Genomic DNA, 18070 nt, shown 5'->3' on the forward strand with positions numbered 1-18070 from the left:
GATAAGAAGGGCCCCTTATATATTAAGGGGTCTTTCTTGTGCTGTTTTTCTGTATAATAAGTGGGGTAATGCATGTTGGTTATGTTTAAAAATTGATAATAGATATTTTTGCAAAGCGATATGGGAGCGTGTTGATTTGGTCAAAAAAGAACGTATACCAGAGCTTGATATTTACCGGGGAATATTAATTTCGGCCGTCATTACCATCCATGCAACTTCAATGGCTTTGATTGATGCGCGTCATTCTCTATTGTTTTATCCTTTCTTATTTTTAAATATGTTTAGCAGCTTTGCAGTGCCTGTATTTATTTTTGTGAGCGGTTTTGTTCTATTTTACAATTATGTCGATCGGCCACTTCGTGGAAAGAGTATGCTTTTGTTTTTTCGAAAAAGACTGATGTTTATTGTGTTACCCTACGTTTTATTTTCTCTTATGTACTATTTGACCTTGGTGACACGTGGGTTGATGCCGCTTAGTGATCTTCCGCTCGTGCTGCTAACGGGAAAAGCGTATACGCATTTGTATTATGTCATTATCATCATCCAATTTTATTTGGTCTTTCCGCTGTTGTTGTGGGGAGAGCAGCGTTTACGTCATTGGTTATCGAGTCCGCGGAGAGCAGCTTTTGTCATTTTGACAGTAGGGTTAGTCATTCAATGGGGGTTTGTACTACTGAACAAATACGTTTGGCAAGAGGAGAGAGGAAGCCTTGCGATTACGTATATCAGTTACTTTGCCTTGGGTGCCGCTGTAGCGATTGGATATGAAGGGTTTAAAAAGTGGCTTTTTCCAGTCCCAGGCACGGTAATAGGTCGCGGTCGATTGATCAGCTGGTGGGCCCTGTGGGCGGCTTGGTTATTACTGGGGGTCGTTTATGTACAAGTATGGTTTGTAGCCTACCGCAAAGCCATTTATGCAGACTCGCTGGTCTATGAACTGCTACATAATGCATATGCTCTCGTATCTGCATTGGTGCTGTTTCAGTTATCGGTTTTTTTATATCGTCATACTAGTGATAGACTGCGAATGTTCATCAGTTGGCTGGGAGCATGTTCTTTCGGTATTTATTTACTTCATCCGGCGTTATTACGAGTGTATCGCAAACTGGATTTGCATGGTACACCCATAGAATATGTCTTCTCTGTTGCTGGCGGATGGGTGTTGGCGCTGTTTGGAACATGGCTGATTGTGACGTTGTTTTTTCGATATGTACCATTTTCATGGATCGGTTTGGGGACAGTTCCGAAGTTTCCATCCCAGAGTAAAGATGAACAGGCAAACTACTAAATACTTTGACTTAGACTGTTGGCTTAAGGCTGACAGTCTTTTTTTAGGATTCATGTATTTTGCATTGGATAAAATATAGAGAGGGACAGCGACTTGTCCGGGCTGTAAAAATGGGCTGCTACGTTTGGTTGACGTTCATAAGTAGGGCATGATAATATATCGAATATACTTTAGTTTGTTAGCACTTTACCATGATAAAGATATTGTGAAATCATGAGGTGATAGAGATGTCTAAGCCAAAAGGATTTGAGATTCCTGTAGGGGTTCGAGATTATCTTCCACGTGCAGTGTCGAAGCTGCGGGCCATTGAACTGAATGTACTCGCATGTATGGAGCGTTGGGGTTACCGTCAGATTATGACGCCTACGATGGAATACTACGATACAGTGGGAGTGGCTAGTTCTACTTCTGATCGGAAGCTGTTTAAATTGCTCAACAACCGGGGGACTACGTTGGTACTTCGTTCTGATATGACTGCTCCGATTGCACGGGTGGTGTCTTCGTTGCTAAAGGAAGAAGAAGTACCGCTTCGCCTGTCCTATCACGCCAATGTATTTCGAGCGATTGAGGAAGAGGCAGGAAGAGAGGCGGAGTTTTTTCAAACAGGCGTGGAGCTGGTAGGGGATGATTCACCTGAGGCTGATGCAGAGGTTGTAGCATTGGCCATTGCATCATTGCAGGCAGCGGGTGTTAACTCTTTTAAAATTGCCATGGGACATGTGGGATTCCTGAACGGGTTATTTGAAGAGATCATTCCAGGTCGCCAGGCTGAACAGCAAGCACTAAAAGAACTGTTGCTCAGTCGTGATGTAGTGGGCTACCGAACGGCGATTGAAGCTTTAGGTTTGGCCCCCGCGCATCGGGATAAGCTGGAGGCCATTCTTCGGCTTCGTGGTGGGAAGGAAATTTGCGAGCAGGCTACTGGCCTTAGTGTGGAGCAGCAGACGATTCAATCCATTGCTCATTTGTGCGAGGTGTGGGAAGTGCTGGAGGCATACGGCGTATCTGAGCATGTGTTAATTGACCTTACCATGATCGGTGATTTTTCATATTATACAGGAATGACTTTTGAGGGCTATGCAGCGGAAATCGGGTTTCCGGTATGCAACGGAGGTCGTTATGACAATCTGCTTCAGCAGTTTGGGCGATCGGTACCGGCAACGGGATTCGCATTGAAGACGAACCGAATCGTTGATGGTGTGGATGGTATTTCAATTGAGACGAAGCGTCCGATATTTATCCGTTATGACGAGCAGGAACGACAAGAGGCGCTATCCGCCGCAGCACAGCTACGTGCAGAGGGTTTTACTGTGGTGACAGGACTCACGGGGGGACCGGAGGATCGACGTCGTGAGCAGCAGGATCTGTACGCAGAGGTATACAGCTATACAGCTGAAGGAAGACGGCCCGTACAAAGGGGGGAATTGTCATGACGGAAACATTGAAGGTAGCCATGCCGAAAGGACGGATTTACAAACAGGCTTCCAAGTTTTTCCGCCAGGCAGGGGTTCCAATTCCACTGGATGTGGACGAAACCCGCAAGTTGGTTATCCCATTGCCTGAGCTGGGAATGGAATTTATTATGGCGAAGCCCGTCGATGTTCCTACGTATGTGGAGTATGGTGCAGCTGACATCGGCATTGTCGGTAAGGATGTTTTGCTGGAAGAAAACAAGGATGTATATGAGCTGCTGGATCTGGGGATTGCCCGTTGCCGGATGTCGGTAATTGCTTTACCTGATTGGCAACCAGGTATTCGTCAACGGGTCGCTACCAAATATCCAAATGTGGCTTCCCAGTATTTTCGGGAGCAAGGTCAGCAGGTGGAGGTCATTAAGCTGAACGGCTCCATCGAGCTGGCGCCGTTAATTGGTCTGGCAGATCGCATTGTAGATATGGTGGAGACGGGACAGACCTTGCGGGAGAACGGATTGGTTGAGCAGATTAGCATACTGGATATTACCAGTCGTTTGATTGCCAACCGGGTCAGTTACCGGATGAAAAATGGTCCGATTCAGGCATTGTGTGATCGATTGCATCAGGTGATCCCAACTGAAGTAGTACCGAAGGATTAAAGGAACGGAGCAACGGTTCAGGAACATTCTGCAAGCAAGCAGCAGGTAGGGGGAATGAGCAAATGAAGATCGTAGCAGCCCGTGATTTCAGCCTCCAACGAGAGGTGGATTACGGAACACCGGAGCAAAACGAGGCTGTGCGTACGATTATTCAATCGGTACGCCAAGAGGGGGATGAGGCTGTCCTGCGGTATACGAAAGGGTTTGATGGTGTATCGCTGACAGCGGAGCAGCTTCGTGTGACAGATGAAGAATTGAAGTCGGCTTATGACAAGGTAGAGCCTTCATTTATACAGGCAATTCGAGAAGCGGCAGATCATATTCGCGCTTTTCACCTCAAGCAAAAGCGTAACTCATGGATGGATTTACAGCCGGACGGTAGCTTACTTGGTCAAATCATCCGGCCGTTGAAACGTGTAGGCGTGTATGTTCCGGGCGGTAAAGCGGCCTATCCATCCTCGGTGTTGATGAATGTCATTCCCGCTCAGGTGGCCGGAGTACCGGAGATCGTCATGGTGACACCCCCGGCGACAGGCGGCAAGGCAGGGATCGACCCCTATACACTGGTAGCTGCGGCAGAGGCTGGTGTAACGGAAATATACAGGGTTGGCGGAGCGCAGGCTATTGCCTCTCTTGCATACGGGACACATAGTATTGAACCGGTCGATAAAATTTGCGGTCCTGGCAACATTTACGTAGCGCTGGCTAAGCGAGAAGTATACGGTGCAGTGGATATCGACAGTATTGCGGGACCGAGTGAAATTGTCGTATTGGCTGATGACACGGCCAATCCCTCTTATGTAGCGGCTGACCTACTTTCACAGGCGGAACATGACGAAATGGCCTCAGCCATACTGGTTACGCCTTCACAACGCTTGGCCGAAGAAGTATCAGCCGAGGTAGAGCGCCAATTGGCGGAGTTGCCGCGCAGAGATATTGCTGCTGCATCGGTAGAGGCATACGGAGCCATCATTGTCGTTGACAATTTGGAAGAGGGCATCCGTATTGTCAATCGGCTTGCGCCCGAGCATTTGGAGATCATGACAGAGCAGCCGATGGAACATATGGGGATGATCGAAAATGCAGGAGCTATTTTTCTGGGAGCGTACAGCTCGGAGCCGGTAGGCGATTATTTTGCCGGACCTAACCACATCATCCCGACGAATGGAACGGCGCGTTTTTCCTCGCCAGTGGACATTGATGATTTTATCAAGAAGTCGAGTATGATCTATTACAGCAAGGAAGCACTGCTGCGAAATGGAGAGACCATTATGCAGCTTGCCCGGCATGAAGGGCTGGAAGGCCACGCACGGGCGATACAAGTTCGATTGGACAATGAGAAGAAGGCGGTGGATGGCGATGGGGAACGAAAATAACGAAGCAGGGCGTACAGGCAGTGTCAGCCGGAAAACGAATGAAACAGACATTCAGCTGTCATTTGCAGTAGACGGGACAGGGCAGGCAGAGATTGAAACGGATGTTCCTTTTTTAAATCACATGCTAGATTTGTTCACCAAGCACGGACAATTTGATCTTAATGTACAGGCCAGAGGGGATGTGGATATCGACGACCACCATACCGTCGAGGACATTGGGATATGTCTGGGGCAAACCTTGCTGGAAGCATTGGGTGATAAAAAAGGCATAAAGCGCTATGCCAGTGTCTTTGTACCGATGGATGAGGCGCTCGCGCAGGTTGTTATTGATCTGAGTAATCGACCTCATTTTGAGTATCGTGCAGAGTACCCGTCTCAGCAGGTAGGCAGCTTCTCGACAGAGCTGGTGCATGAATTTCTATGGAAATTTGCGTTGGAGGCTCGCATGACGTTGCACGTCATTGTTCACTACGGGCAAAATACCCACCATATGATTGAGGCGGTGTTCAAAGCGCTGGGGCGTGCTTTGGATGAGGCGACCTCCATTGATCCGCGGGTGACAGGAGTGCCTTCAACGAAGGGAGTGCTGTAGTCCATGTCCATTGCCATTGTGGATTACGGCAGAGGGAATCTGCATAGTGTGAGCAAGGCGGTTGAGCGCCTTGGCTTTGAGGCTGTAGTGACAGGAGATGCTCAAGTGATTCGTGCCTCCAGCGGTGTGATTTTGCCGGGTGTAGGGGCCTTCGGGGATGCGATGGAGCATCTGCGTTCCAGCGGATTGGATCGGGTTATGCAGGAGGTTGCAAGTGCTGGACAACCGCTGCTCGGTGTTTGTTTGGGAATGCAGCTATTGTTCACTCGTGGTGAAGAATACGGCAGTCATGAAGGACTTAATATTTTACCAGGCGAGGTCGTTCGGTTTGCTCCTGATCTGGGCGTTAAAGTGCCGCATATGGGCTGGAATCGTCTGCGTATGACTCAGCCGGAGCACCCGCTGTTGCAGGGCTTGGAGGAAGGGCATGTGTATTTTGTGCATTCCTATCATGCGAAGCCGGAGGTCGAAAGTGATCTGCTGGCGGTGACCGACTACGGTGGGCCCGTAACGGCTATCGTGGGCAGAGGCCATGTGTATGGCATGCAGTTCCATCCAGAGAAAAGCGGAGAAATGGGGATGCGCCTGCTTCGTCAGTTTTTGGAACTAGCGGAAGCGAAAAAGCGAGCGTAACGATTCGTGAGTCTGCATTTGGTGGTACGCCAACTTTGGTCACTGATTGATGTAAAGGCATATAGATGTTGAATAGCTCACAAGGGGGTCTTAACTTTGTTCACGATATACCCGGCGATTGATATTCGCGATGGCAAATGTGTACGACTGGTACAAGGTGATTATAACCAGGAGACGATATACAACGAAAATCCGGTGGAAGTAGCACGAGAATGGGAACGCTCGGGTGGCTCCTACATTCATTTGGTTGATTTGGACGGTGCCAAAGCAGGTCAACCAGTGAACGATGCGCTCATTGGGCGGATCGCTTCTGCGGTGCAAGTACCTGTACAAGTGGGCGGCGGCTTACGTACGCGCGAGCATGTGGAACGGCTGTTGTCGCTGGGCGTGAGCCGGGTGATTTTGGGCACGGCAGCTATTGAGGATCGTGCTTTTACGGAAGCGGTATTGGGTACCTACGGTGATCGTATCGCCATCGGTTTGGATGCGCGGAATGGCTATGTGGCTACACGTGGGTGGCTCGAAACCTCGGAGGTCCGAGCAGATGAATTGGCTGCTGAGCTGGCCTCCAAGGGAGCTGAAACATTTATTTTCACAGACATTTCCCGCGACGGAATGATGCAAGGCCCGAATGTGGAGGCGATCGCAGCGCTTGCCAAAAGCAGTGGGCGAACCGTGATTGCATCCGGCGGTGTCAGCAAGATGGATGATCTAATCACACTGAGCACCTATGCGAAGGAAGGCGTAGGCGGAGCTATTGTGGGTAAAGCATTGTATACAGGGAGCATTGATTTACAGATTGCCGTACAAGCTGTAGCAAAGGCATAGGGGGAGTAGGCATGCTGGCTAAACGTATTATTCCCTGTCTGGATGTAAAGGATGGCAGGGTGGTTAAGGGCGTTAATTTTGTGAACTTACGCGATGCAGGTGATCCGGTGGAGCTGGCTGCGCTGTATGACCGGGAAGGGGCGGACGAAATCGTGTTTCTGGATATATCCGCTTCGGTTGAAGGTCGCGCCACGATGGAAGAAGTAGTTCGCCAGACAGCCGGGGAAATTGCCATTCCTTTCACCGTAGGTGGCGGGATATCTCATGTCGATGATATGAAACGCATTTTGCGGGCTGGTGCTGATAAAATAGGCGTAAATACGGCAGCTGTCCGCAACCCGCAGCTGATTGCGGAAGGTGCGCGCAGCTTTGGTTCACAATGTATCGTTGTTGCCATCGATGCCAAGTACAATGATGCGTGGGGCGAATGGGAAGTATACACGCACGGAGGCCGCACGCCATCGGGTATTCGAGCCTTGGCCTGGGCTAAGGAAGCAGAGCAACTGGGAGCCGGTGAGATTCTGCTGACCAGCATGAATGCAGATGGAACCAAGGATGGTTTTGACCTGCCGCTGACTTCCGCAGTTTCGGATACCGTAGGGATTCCAGTTATTGCTTCCGGCGGTGCAGGCAAACAGGAGCATTTCTATGACGTGTTTACGTCAGGCAAGGCAGATGCTGGATTAGCAGCAACGATTTTTCACTATAAAGAAATCGGAATCCCTGAGCTGAAACGGGATTTGAAGCGCAGAGGAGTGGAGATACGATGAGCAGTGAATTGAACCAACAGCTAACTCTGGAGCAGATATTGGATAATGTCCGCTGGAATGAGGCGGGGCTTGTCTCGGCGATTGTGCAAGATGATGCTACGCTTCAGGTGTTGACGCTGGCCTATATGAACCGCGAGTCGCTGAAATTGTCTTTGGAGTCAGGAGAGACCTGGTTCTGGTCACGTTCCAGACAGGAGCTATGGCACAAAGGCGCAACTTCTGGGAATACGCAAAAGATCTCTTCCATCCAGCTGGATTGTGACGGCGATGCTCTATTGGTGCGTGTCATTCCGAGCGGTCCGGCCTGTCATACAGGCGCAACGAGTTGCTTTTCTCGTGATATTTCCGTGCCAGGAACAGCTGTAGCACCTGTGGCAGGAAATGCAGGCGCTCAAGTTTTGGAAGCTCGTACCAATGCTATTTCCAATGCTTCAGAAGGCCGCTTTGAGGTGCTCGCCCAATTGGAGGCAATTATTAAGGAGCGCGAGGAGACACGTCCTGAAGGAGCCTATACGACCTATCTTTTTGATAAAGGCGTAGACAAAATCCTGAAGAAGGTTGGCGAAGAAGCCTCCGAGACGATTATTGCAGCCAAAAACAAAGATAATGAGGAGTTGCGCCTGGAGATCAGCGACCTGATTTATCACCTGCTGGTGCTGTTGCAGGAGCGCAAGCTACCACTCGATGACGTGCTGGCTGAGCTGAATCGCCGTCATGAACGCCCTCGTCGTGATTAGGACGGGTATTGTAGGGTTTGAAAAGGGGAGGGCTACATGAAAATTGACTATCATACGCATCATTCCCGCTGCGGGCATGCGATAGGAAGTCTGGAGGAGTATGTACAGCAGGGAATTCGACTGGGGCTGGATCAGCTCGGTTTGTCCGATCATATGCCGCTGGTGCATGTAGAACCGGCTAACTATTATCCAGAAATGGCGATGCCTATGGGTGAGCTGCCCCGATACGTGGAAGAATGCTTGGATCTGAAGGAGCGCTATAAAGGACAAATTGATATTCGTGTTGGCTTGGAAGGCGACTATATCGAGGGCTGGGAACGCGAAATTGAAGATATCATCCATGCATACCCATGGGATTATGTGATTGGCTCCGTCCACTTTCTCGGTGAGTGGGATGTCACCGACTTCCGTCAGGTACACCATTGGGGAGGCAAAAATGTGCTGGAGGTATACCGCACATATTATGATGCGGTTTCCAAGGCGGCCGCTACGGGTTTATATGACATCATGGGTCATTTGGATGTCATTAAACGTTTCGGCTATCATCCGAAGCCGGAGGAAGAGGATGAGCTGCGTGAATTGGAGCGCTCCGCACTCTCAGCCGTAGCCCGCGGTGGTCGGGCAATGGAACTGAATGCATCGGGGCTTTCCAAACCCTGTGCCGAAATGTTTCCGAGCCGACGCATGCTAGAGGAAGCTTTCACGCTAGGTATCCCGTTGACCATCGGCTCGGATGCCCATGATCCGGCAAAGCTGGCTGAGCACTTGGAGAAGGCGCGGGCGCTTTTATATGAAGTCGGCTATCGCGAGCTCGCTGTATTTCAGCACCGTGAACGTTCACGGGTTCCGTTAGCGCTATAATACTTATTTATTGGGTCTTAATGTTATATCTAGTTGCTAGCCGAACGCGCCTTTCATACAGGGGAAATGCGCTCGGCTATTTTGCGTATTTTTGCATATGTATCTATTGGGGTACGAGTACGGAACCGTTTTTTGGAATGAGGTAGGATCGACTGTCAAGTCGTTTTGAAGTTGTGGTATACTGAAGGGTATGAACATGCCAGTTACTTTTAAAGGAGGTGCCTTGGTTATTTATGAAAGGGAAACATCTGCGAGTTTCGGAACCTAGCCCTAAGATTATTGCTTTGCGTTTCGACGCATCTTTCTTTTTTGAGAAAGCTGTGCGCTCGCTTGATCGCAATCATTATGACAAGGCATTGAAATATTTTCGCAAAGCCGTTGAATATGAACCGGATAATCCGGTGAATCATTGCAATATGGCGGGTATATTATCAGAGATGGGGGATTATGCAGGTTCGAATGAGATCCTGTCCTCTGTTCTGAGTGACGTAGACTCGTCGATGACAGAATGTTATTTCTATATGGCGAATAATTACGCTAATATGGAGCAGTTTGAAGAAGCGGAAAAAGCATTGGTCACGTACCTGGAGGAGGACGAAGAAGGCCAGTTTCTTGATGAAGCCGAGGAAATGATGGAGCTGCTCTATTATGAGCTGGACCGTCCAACGAAGCTGAACCGCATTAAGGCCCGGCAGGGAGTGGTCGAGCATGATCAGGCCCGTGTTCTGCTGGAGGAAGGAAAATTTGCTCAGGCAGCCCAACTGCTCAAGCAAATTTCGGAGGAGCAACCGGACATGTTCGCTGCGCGGAATAATCTGGCGCTAGCGTATTACTACATGGGATTGTTCCAAAATGCTAAGGCTACCATTATTCAAGTGTTGGAGGATGAGCCGGGTAATTTACACGCATTGTGCAACTTGGCGATTTTTTATCAGCACGAAGGCGGCGGCCCAGAATTGGATCGTCTGGTTCAAACCTTGGCGGTCACTATACCGTTTCAGGAGGAGCAGGTGTTCAAGCTGGCGACCACTATGGGGATTCTCGGGCGCCATGAGGAGGCCTACAGGCATTTCCGCAGGTTGCTTCATAGCAATGGAGAGAACAATGCGGACGCTTCTTTGTACCATTACACAGCGGTGGCTGCCAGCAATACGGGAAGATATGCGGAAGCTCGGCGGTTATGGAGTCACTTGCAAAAGCAGGATGCTTCCTCGGAGGTTCCAAGGTTTTTCCTATCCAGATTGGAAGAGCTTCAGCAGGAAGGTACACCGCTGCAAGTGCTCAGCTATCACTATCATCTCCCGTTTGAGGAGCAATTCCGCATGTGGGAGAAGTTTGGCGCTGAGCAGGTGCCTGACAGTATGAAGAAGGACCCGCTAATCCGATCATCTTTCTTCTGGGCCTTGCGCCACGGAGACCGAGCGACTCAGCTACAGGTTATTCAGGCGTTAAGCTTGATCGGTGACGATGAAGTGCGTCAGGCACTGGAGTCCTTCGTAGAAGATCCTGATCAGGAGGGTGAACTCAAACGCCGTGCTTTGCAAGTATTGCAAGAGCTGGCAGAGCAGGATGTGCAGCATACACACACGGAAACAGAACATCCTGAGCGGTTAGAGGCTGAGCAAGATCCGCATACAACTGAAGGTGACATCTCTGCTTCGCCAGTTGATCCACAATGGCAGGCCGTGCTGGACAAGGTACTAACCGTCATGAGCAAATCATCCGATCCGGCCATGCAGCATGATTTGAGATCACTTTGGCAGGAGTATTTGGATCGGCTTGCTCCAGAGGTCCCGATGGTTCAGCATACTGAGGGATGGGCAGCTGCACTGGAATATTTGACAGCCAAAATGCATCATCATTCCGTCACCTATCAGGAAGTAGCTGACCGCTATGGTATTTCCGTATCGACCGTAAGCCGCTACGCACGTCAAATTGACAGCGTGTGTGGTATCAAACAGAAGCTAAAGCAGCCGCTCTCCACGTTTAAAAAGCAGGTCTAACATCTGCTCCAAACATCACTTAAAGGAGGCAACAAACGTATGTATAAATCCATAATTATTGGTACAGGTCCTGCAGGCTACACAGCCGCTATTTATTTGGCACGCGCCAACATGAATCCGCTGATCATTGAAGGAATGCAGCCCGGTGGGCAGCTTACCACAACGACTGAAATTGAAAATTTTCCGGGTTTTGAGCAAGGTATCCTCGGACCTGAGCTGATGGATAACATGCGCAAGCAGGCCGAACGTTTTGGCGCTGAGTTTACTTCCGGTTGGGTAGAGGAAGTCGATTTCAGCAAGCGCCCTTTTAAAGTGAAGGTAGAGGGTAAAGGCATCATTGAGGCGGAGTCGGTTATTATTGCTACAGGCGCGTCCGCCAAATATCTCGGCATTCCGGGTGAGCAGGACAATGTAGGTCGCGGAGTTAGCACATGCGCAACTTGCGACGGCTTCTTTTTCCGTGGGAAAAAGATTATCGTGGTCGGCGGTGGCGATTCAGCCATGGAGGAAGCGAGCTTCTTGACCCGTTTCGCTTCCAGCGTAACCTTGGTCCATCGTCGTGACGAATTGCGGGCATCTAAAATTATGCAAGACCGCGCACGTGAAAATGAAAAAGTACATTGGGCATTAAATCGGACTCCTCTGGAAGTTGTAACAGGGGAAACTGGCTTAAAGGGCTTGAAAGTACACAATAATGAGACCAACCAGGATGAGCTGATTGAGGCAGATGGCGTGTTTGTGGCGATTGGCCATACACCGAACACAGGCTTCCTGAACGGACAAATTCATACCGATGAACACGGCTATATTGAAGTGAAGCCAGGCACGACGGAAACGAACATCCCGGGTGTTTTTGCCTGTGGGGACGTGCAGGATAACCGTTATCGACAAGCCATTACGGCTGCGGGAACGGGATGTATGGCGGCTATGGATTGCGAGAAGTATCTTGAAGGCAGCGCTGTCCACGACTGGAGCGAAACACTGGATCAATAAAGAGTGTCTATAATACACAAAGTGGCTCATGTGAGGGGCTAAGACCCCTCTGTTAAGCCCCGTTGTTTGTTCAGGAAGAGAAAGCCTGGTGCATTTGCACAGGCTTTCTCCTTTTTATGATTATTGAATTTATAAATTTTCAGCGGAGCTGAACAATTCTATAATCGCAAGAAAAATTCCGTTAAGCGTGGTCTGGCTTCCTTGAAAGTACGTCAATAGACGTTTTTCTTACGGAGGCATGAGTTAAAAAGTTCAGCTAATCGTACATTTTTCAACAGGTAAGTGTCCTTGACCGTAACGGGGGCTTCAATTATAGTTGGAACGTAGGATTACTCCTACGAGGCAGGAATTTTAAGCATATATTTTATACCAGATTTTTAAGTAAACATAAAGGTGGCTTGGAACATGTCTGAAAGTATCTATGTAGGTGTCGATTTGGGCGGTACCGCGATTAAAGTCGGCATTTGTAATGAAGACGGACAGCTTTTGCACACATATGAGGGACCAACCGAAACCGATAAAGGTGTAGACGTTGTCATCGGTAATATCGAAAAATATGTGCGGCATATTGTTGAGCAATCTCCTTATGAGTGGGATCAACTAAAAGGTGTCGGTGCAGGTGTTGCAGGTTTTACGAATGTTCGTGATGGTATTATTGTCCTCGCTCCTAATATTGGCTTTCGTGACGTACCGATCCGTGCGCTCCTAGAGAACCGGATTGGCAAGCCTGTAAAAATAGACAACGATGCGAATGTTGCTGCGCTGGGTGAGGCTTGGGCTGGCGCAGGCAAAGGCATAGAAAACTGTGTATGCTATACCCTGGGAACAGGTGTAGGTGGCGGTATTATTATAAATGGTAGAATATATCAAGGTTCTTCGGGTATGGCTGGGGAAATTGGACATATCAGCGTCGTGCCTGATCTGGAGGCTATTCAGTGTGGATGCGGCAAAATGGGTTGCTTGGAAACTGTATCTTCCGCAACAGGCATCATTCGTATGGCCAAGGATGCTGTGGAACGTGGCGACCGGACCTCTCTGGCGCTGGAAGATCACATTGCTGCCAAGGAAGTATTCGATGCTGCTAAAGCCGGGGATGAAGTCGCGTTGCGTATCGTGAACCGGGCTGCCTTTTATTTGGGGAAATCGATGGCAGCGGTTGCCGCTGTGCTTAATCCAGAATTGTTTATTATAGGCGGCGGTGTTTCTAAAGCAGGCGACTTTTTGTTTGAAGAGATGCGTCGCGTATACGCCAAGCTGGCACCTGAGCCGCTTCAAAAAGGGGTATATATCGTACCAGCGGTTTTAGGCAATGACGCGGGTATCGTAGGGGCTGCTGGGTTGCTGCTACGCTCTTAATCCGGGGTTGACGATAGGGGTACTGACATAGAGCAAAGAAGCAAAAGGAGAGGGAAGTCCATATGACAGATAATTTAAAAAATGCTGCACCGTGGGCAACGCTCATTATTATTACAGGGATGTCAGGCGCTGGGAAGACCATTGCGGTGCAAAGCCTTGAAGACTTGGGCTTCTTCTGCGTTGATAATCTGCCCCCTGTGCTGATTCCCAAATTTGCCGAGTTGATTGAGCAATCTAACGGTAAAATTGGCAAGGTGGCTCTCGTTATTGATCTACGCGGACGAGAATTTTTCACCGCCTTGTCAGAATCGCTAAATTATATTAAAGATCATTTTACGATTCATTGTGAAATTTTATTCTTGAATGCGAATGACGGTGTTCTTGTACAGCGGTACAAGGAAAGCCGTCGACGGCATCCGCTTGCTCCAGATGGTATGCCTTTGGACGGGATTCGATTGGAGCGTAAGATGTTGGAAGAACTCAAAAGCTCCGCTACACAGGTTATTGATACCAGTACGATGAAGCCCGCAACCTTAAAGGCGAGGATTATTTCTAGATTTTCCCATCTGGAGAGCAGTATGCTGTCCGTGAACATTACATCTTTTGGCTTCAAGTATGGTATTCCCATTGATGCCGATCTTGTATTCGATGTGCGTTTCCTGCCTAATCCCCACTATGTGGACCAACTACGTCCACACACGGGACAGGATAGCGATGTATATGATTATGTTATGAAGTGGCCGGAGACCCAGGCGTTTCTAACCAAGTTGTTGGATATGTTGCACTTTTTGATTCCGCAGTATCGCAAAGAAGGTAAAAGCCAGGTCATTATCGGTATTGGCTGTACTGGAGGTAAGCATCGTTCAGTTGCAATATCGGAGTATTTAGGAAAAATGCTGGGTGCCAGCGAGACAGAATCCGTTTCTGTTTCGCATCGGGATGCTGATCGGGACCGGCATTAATGAGGTGAAATCATGAAAGAGACCGGATCACAACGGGAGCGCCCACGTATTGTTGTTATGGGCGGCGGAACCGGCTTGTCCGTCATGCTGCGGGGCTTGAAGCAAAAGCCGCTGGATATTACGGCTATTGTTACAGTCGCTGACGATGGCGGAAGCTCCGGGATATTGCGCAGTGAGCTGCAGATGCCCCCTCCAGGGGATATCCGCAATGTGCTGACTGCCTTGGCTGACGTGGAACCAGTAATGTCAGATATGCTAAAATACCGTTTCGGTGCTGGATCAGGATTGTCAGGCCATAGTCTGGGGAATTTGATCTTAGCAGCGATGACTGATATATCGGGGGATTTTGTAACGGCGGTGCGTGAGCTTAGCCGTGTATTTGCTGTCCGGGGGCGTGTACTGCCAGCGGCTGAAGAAGGCGTTGTGCTCAGCGCCGAGATGGAGGATGGCACGGTGATCACCGGGGAGTCCAAAATCCCGGAAGCGGGCGGACGCATCAAACGTGTTTTTCTTGAACCGACTCACGTGGAGCCGTTGCCTGAGGCTGTGGAAGCCATTAATGAAGCCGATGCGATTCTGATTGGTCCCGGCAGTCTATATACCAGCATTTTACCGAATCTGCTTGTGCCAAAGCTTGCTGAGGCTGTGGTGAAATCAGATGCGATCAAAATATTTGTCTGCAACGTGATGACCCAGCCAGGGGAAACCGACGGCTATACAGTGGGAGATCACCTGCAAGCGATCTATGAGCATGTTGGGCATCACCTCTTTGACTATGTCATTGTGAATAACGGGGAAATTCCACCCCAAGTACAGGAGATGTATGCCGAGCAGGGAGCTAAGCCTGTTCAGGTAGACATGGGCGAGCTGGCTGATCGAGGATATAAAGTAGTGGCAGATACGTTAGTTCTGTTCCGTACGTATTTACGGCATGATGCCGACAAACTGAGCCAGCATATTTACCAATTGGTACAAAACTGGATGTTAAGAAGGAGGTGAGTCCCTTGTCCTTTGCGGCACAAACGAAAAAAGAGCTTACGATGATTGAAAGCCAGCCCTGCTGTGAAAAAGCGGAACTGTCTGCGCTCATACGTATGCTCGGATCCGTACAACTGTCGAATAAAAGGGTGATATTGGACGTGTCCACAGAAAATGCCGCGATTGCAAGGCGGATTTACTCCTTGATCAAAAAGCATTTTCAACTTCACATCGAACTGCTTGTACGGAAAAAAATGCGCTTGAAAAAAAATAATGTGTATATTGTCCGTATCCCCAATGGTGTACAAGAGCTGCTAAAGGAGCTTTATATTGTCTCAGAAGGTTTCTTGTTCACTGACGGGATTAATCGTGATATCATTCGGAAAAACTGTTGTAAGCGGGCTTATTTGCGGGGTGCCTTTATGGCAGGTGGCTCTGTGAATAATCCAGAGGGGTCGTCTTACCACCTTGAGATTTCTTCGATGTATGAGGAGCATTGTCAGGCGTTAGTTGATCTCGCTAATGAGTTTCATCTCAACGCCCGCTGTATTGAGCGAAAAAAAGGCTTTATCCTTTACATCAAGGAAGGCGAGAAGATCATTGAGCTGCTCAGTATCATTGGGGCGCACCAAGCCTTGTTCAAGTTTGAGGATGTACGCATTATGCGCGATATGCGCAATTCCGTAAACCGTATTGTTAATTGCGAAACAGCGAATTTGAACAAGACGATCGGAGCCGCTGTCCGGCAAATTGAGAATATCAAGCTGCTGGAGAGGGAAGTTGGTTTGGAGACCTTGCCGGATAAGCTGCGTGAAGTGGCAGAAATTCGACTCGCTCATCCCGATTTGAATTTGAAAGAAGTCGGGGAAATGCTCAAAGGGGTCGTGAGTAAATCGGGTGTAAATCATCGACTTCGCAAAATTGATGAGATGGCTGACAAAATCAGGGGGGAAAACGGCCTGATTCCGTAAAAAAGGGTCTGTGGGGCTCTTAGCCCCGGTTTTTTTAGTTTTTTTTCTAGTGTCTGTCCCGGGTTAATGTTATAATGTGATAAATAAAATGGAGTAAATAGCGTCCAGATTTATTTGATGAGGGGGTAAGCTGACATGTCAAAACATCCAGTAGTCGTACGCTTGAAAACAGGACTGCACGCCAGACCTGCTGCGTTGTTCGTACAGGAAGCGAATAAATATTCATCAGAAATTTTTGTGGAAAAAGAAGACAAAAAGGTTAATGCCAAGAGCATCATGGGTATTATGAGCCTCGCCATCAGTACAGGTACTGAAATCAATATTAGTGCCGAAGGTGCGGACGCCGAACAGGCTGTAAACGCTTTAGTAAGTCTGGTTAGTAAGGTTGAACTGGAAAATCAATAAACGAACATCTGCTTTGTGATATGATGTACTCTTAGTGAAAGCCCCCTCGGGGGCTTTTTTTGTATCCAGAGAAAAGCATTCAACCCGTCCCACCATTAAGCTATTGATGTATATTTATTTGAATATAGCACCGCATTAAGTCCAAGCTACAAATAATTAAAACCCCTGTGGTATGCCTTGTTTCGGAAATTTATACCGCTTGACTGCAACCTTTTACCGTTTTTTCCGTCTGGAAGGTACAAACATTTTCAAGAAAGAGGTTGAGTACGATGAGAGTTTGGACAAAAACAGTAAGCACAGCAATTCTTGCAGGAGCATTATTAGCTGGAGGAGTAGCAGGAGGGCTGTGGACGGGGGCTGATCGCGCTTATGCTGCAACGGCGACGACGGCGAATGGTGTAATTAACGTGAGTGGAAGTGGTGAAATAATGGCTAAGCCAGACATCGCTTATCTCTCCATTGGGGTGCAATCGGAAGGAAATACTGCTGCTGCTGCTCAAAAAGCTAATGCTGCGAAAATAAACAAGGTCACACAGCTGTTAAAAGAAAAATGGAGTATCAGTGCAGACGATATTCAGACAAGCCAGTTCTCTGTACAACCTAACTATACCTATAACGAGAAGGAAGGACAGAAGCTCAAAGGCTACATTGCTAACCATACACTTTCAGTGAAATATCGCAACTTGGACAAAATTGGTCAGCTGCTGGATGAGGCTACAAACTCCGGTGCAAACAACGTAGATAATATACAGTTTTCCGTAGAGAATCCTTCTTCTTATGAAGAAGCTGCTATTGCAAAAGCGTTGGATAACGCTCAATCCAAAGCCAGTGCCGTAGCAAAATCAGCTAAACGCGGCTTAGGGGCTCTGGTGAATGTGACAGTAGATGGCGGGGAAGCTCAGGTTTTCACACAACGTGAGAATGCCATGTCCAAAGCGCTCATGGATATGAGTGGCGGAACAGAGATACAGTCGGGCCAAGTAACGGTGAAAGTCCAAGTGTCTGCCCAATATGAGATGAACTAGTATAGACCATTAAAACGGAGCCGCAAGCGCCTGCAACATTGCAGGGTGACTTGTTGGCTTCTTTTGTCTATTGAAACCGTTTTGTAATGAGTCTGTCATAGCTAATGGCTGTTAGGTGTACAGATTGAAATCAGTGAGTGTACAGATTGTAAACTACATACAATGGGGTATAGATATAATAAGAAAAGTGATCAAAACACATAGATAATACAGATTCA

Annotated in this window: 18 protein-coding genes; all 18 read left to right on the top strand. The window is 48.5% G+C overall.

The genetic code is table 11. From position 1 onward, the window contains the following. The first annotated feature begins 136 nt into the window (after nucleotides 1-136). The 18 genes from MKX36_RS00825 (at nucleotide 137) to MKX36_RS00910 (ending at nucleotide 17852) form a co-directional block, all read left to right on the top strand. On the top strand, nucleotides 137-1288 hold the full coding sequence (locus MKX36_RS00825; protein WP_340864043.1) for an acyltransferase: 1152 nt from the start codon (nucleotides 137-139) through the stop codon (nucleotides 1286-1288). Between the two features lie 227 nt (nucleotides 1289-1515). Then, a complete protein-coding gene (locus MKX36_RS00830) occupies nucleotides 1516-2721 on the top strand; it encodes an ATP phosphoribosyltransferase regulatory subunit (RefSeq protein ID WP_017427883.1) in 1206 nt (401 codons plus the stop codon). Beyond that, nucleotides 2718-3362, top strand: coding sequence for an ATP phosphoribosyltransferase (hisG, locus tag MKX36_RS00835; RefSeq protein WP_340864044.1), 645 nt, complete (start codon nucleotides 2718-2720; stop codon nucleotides 3360-3362). The genes MKX36_RS00830 and hisG overlap by 4 nt, the downstream gene beginning before the upstream one ends. A 62-nt stretch (nucleotides 3363-3424) precedes the next feature. Continuing rightward, nucleotides 3425-4738, top strand: coding sequence for a histidinol dehydrogenase (gene hisD, locus MKX36_RS00840; protein WP_340864045.1), 1314 nt, complete (start codon nucleotides 3425-3427; stop codon nucleotides 4736-4738). After that, complete coding sequence (gene hisB / locus MKX36_RS00845; protein ID WP_025363693.1) at nucleotides 4722-5330, top strand: imidazoleglycerol-phosphate dehydratase HisB; 609 nt, start codon at nucleotides 4722-4724, stop codon at nucleotides 5328-5330. Before hisD ends, hisB begins: the two co-directional genes overlap by 17 nt. 3 nt (nucleotides 5331-5333) lie before the next feature. After that, a complete protein-coding gene (hisH, locus tag MKX36_RS00850) occupies nucleotides 5334-5963 on the top strand; it encodes an imidazole glycerol phosphate synthase subunit HisH (RefSeq protein ID WP_340864046.1) in 630 nt (209 codons plus the stop codon). Nucleotides 5964-6059: 96 nt separating this feature from the next. Further along, entirely contained in the window at nucleotides 6060-6791 is a 732-nt protein-coding gene (gene hisA, locus MKX36_RS00855) for a 1-(5-phosphoribosyl)-5-[(5-phosphoribosylamino)methylideneamino]imidazole-4-carboxamide isomerase (RefSeq protein ID WP_340864047.1), read from the top strand. A gap of 11 nt (nucleotides 6792-6802) precedes the next feature. Continuing rightward, nucleotides 6803-7561, top strand: coding sequence for an imidazole glycerol phosphate synthase subunit HisF (hisF, locus tag MKX36_RS00860; RefSeq protein WP_017427880.1), 759 nt, complete (start codon nucleotides 6803-6805; stop codon nucleotides 7559-7561). Continuing rightward, nucleotides 7558-8298: a bifunctional phosphoribosyl-AMP cyclohydrolase/phosphoribosyl-ATP diphosphatase HisIE gene (gene hisIE, locus MKX36_RS00865; RefSeq protein WP_340864048.1), complete on the top strand. Its 741-nt coding sequence runs from the start codon at nucleotides 7558-7560 to the stop codon at nucleotides 8296-8298. The genes hisF and hisIE overlap by 4 nt, the downstream gene beginning before the upstream one ends. A gap of 36 nt (nucleotides 8299-8334) precedes the next feature. Further along, a complete protein-coding gene (hisJ, locus tag MKX36_RS00870) occupies nucleotides 8335-9159 on the top strand; it encodes a histidinol-phosphatase HisJ (RefSeq protein ID WP_340864049.1) in 825 nt (274 codons plus the stop codon). 233 nt (nucleotides 9160-9392) lie between these two features. Then, on the top strand, nucleotides 9393-11162 hold the full coding sequence (locus tag MKX36_RS00875; RefSeq protein ID WP_107734403.1) for a tetratricopeptide repeat protein: 1770 nt from the start codon (nucleotides 9393-9395) through the stop codon (nucleotides 11160-11162). Between the two features lie 39 nt (nucleotides 11163-11201). After that, on the top strand, nucleotides 11202-12155 hold the full coding sequence (trxB, locus tag MKX36_RS00880; protein ID WP_013368806.1) for a thioredoxin-disulfide reductase: 954 nt from the start codon (nucleotides 11202-11204) through the stop codon (nucleotides 12153-12155). A 405-nt stretch (nucleotides 12156-12560) separates the two neighbouring features. Next, on the top strand, nucleotides 12561-13511 hold the full coding sequence (locus tag MKX36_RS00885; RefSeq protein ID WP_016820123.1) for an ROK family glucokinase: 951 nt from the start codon (nucleotides 12561-12563) through the stop codon (nucleotides 13509-13511). 62 nt (nucleotides 13512-13573) lie between these two features. Beyond that, nucleotides 13574-14473, top strand: a complete 900-nt coding sequence (gene rapZ / locus MKX36_RS00890) for an RNase adapter RapZ (RefSeq protein ID WP_013368808.1) — start codon at nucleotides 13574-13576, stop codon at nucleotides 14471-14473. 12 nt (nucleotides 14474-14485) lie between these two features. Beyond that, on the top strand, nucleotides 14486-15472 hold the full coding sequence (locus MKX36_RS00895; protein ID WP_013368809.1) for a gluconeogenesis factor YvcK family protein: 987 nt from the start codon (nucleotides 14486-14488) through the stop codon (nucleotides 15470-15472). A 5-nt stretch (nucleotides 15473-15477) separates the two neighbouring features. Beyond that, the gene (whiA, locus tag MKX36_RS00900) at nucleotides 15478-16422 is read left to right on the top strand and encodes a DNA-binding protein WhiA (protein ID WP_013368810.1); all 945 of its coding nucleotides are present in this window, start codon (nucleotides 15478-15480) and stop codon (nucleotides 16420-16422) included. 135 nt (nucleotides 16423-16557) lie between these two features. Beyond that, nucleotides 16558-16827 carry an HPr family phosphocarrier protein gene (locus MKX36_RS00905; RefSeq protein ID WP_013368811.1) on the top strand — a complete coding sequence of 90 codons (270 nt, stop codon included), beginning with the start codon at nucleotides 16558-16560 and terminating at the stop codon, nucleotides 16825-16827. A gap of 269 nt (nucleotides 16828-17096) precedes the next feature. Further along, nucleotides 17097-17852, top strand: a complete 756-nt coding sequence (locus tag MKX36_RS00910; RefSeq protein ID WP_031462595.1) for an SIMPL domain-containing protein — start codon at nucleotides 17097-17099, stop codon at nucleotides 17850-17852. The last annotated feature ends 218 nt before the right edge of the window (nucleotides 17853-18070 follow it).

This window comes from Paenibacillus sp. FSL W8-0439 (assembly GCF_038008995.1).
GTDB classification, from domain to species: domain Bacteria; phylum Bacillota; class Bacilli; order Paenibacillales; family Paenibacillaceae; genus Paenibacillus; species Paenibacillus polymyxa.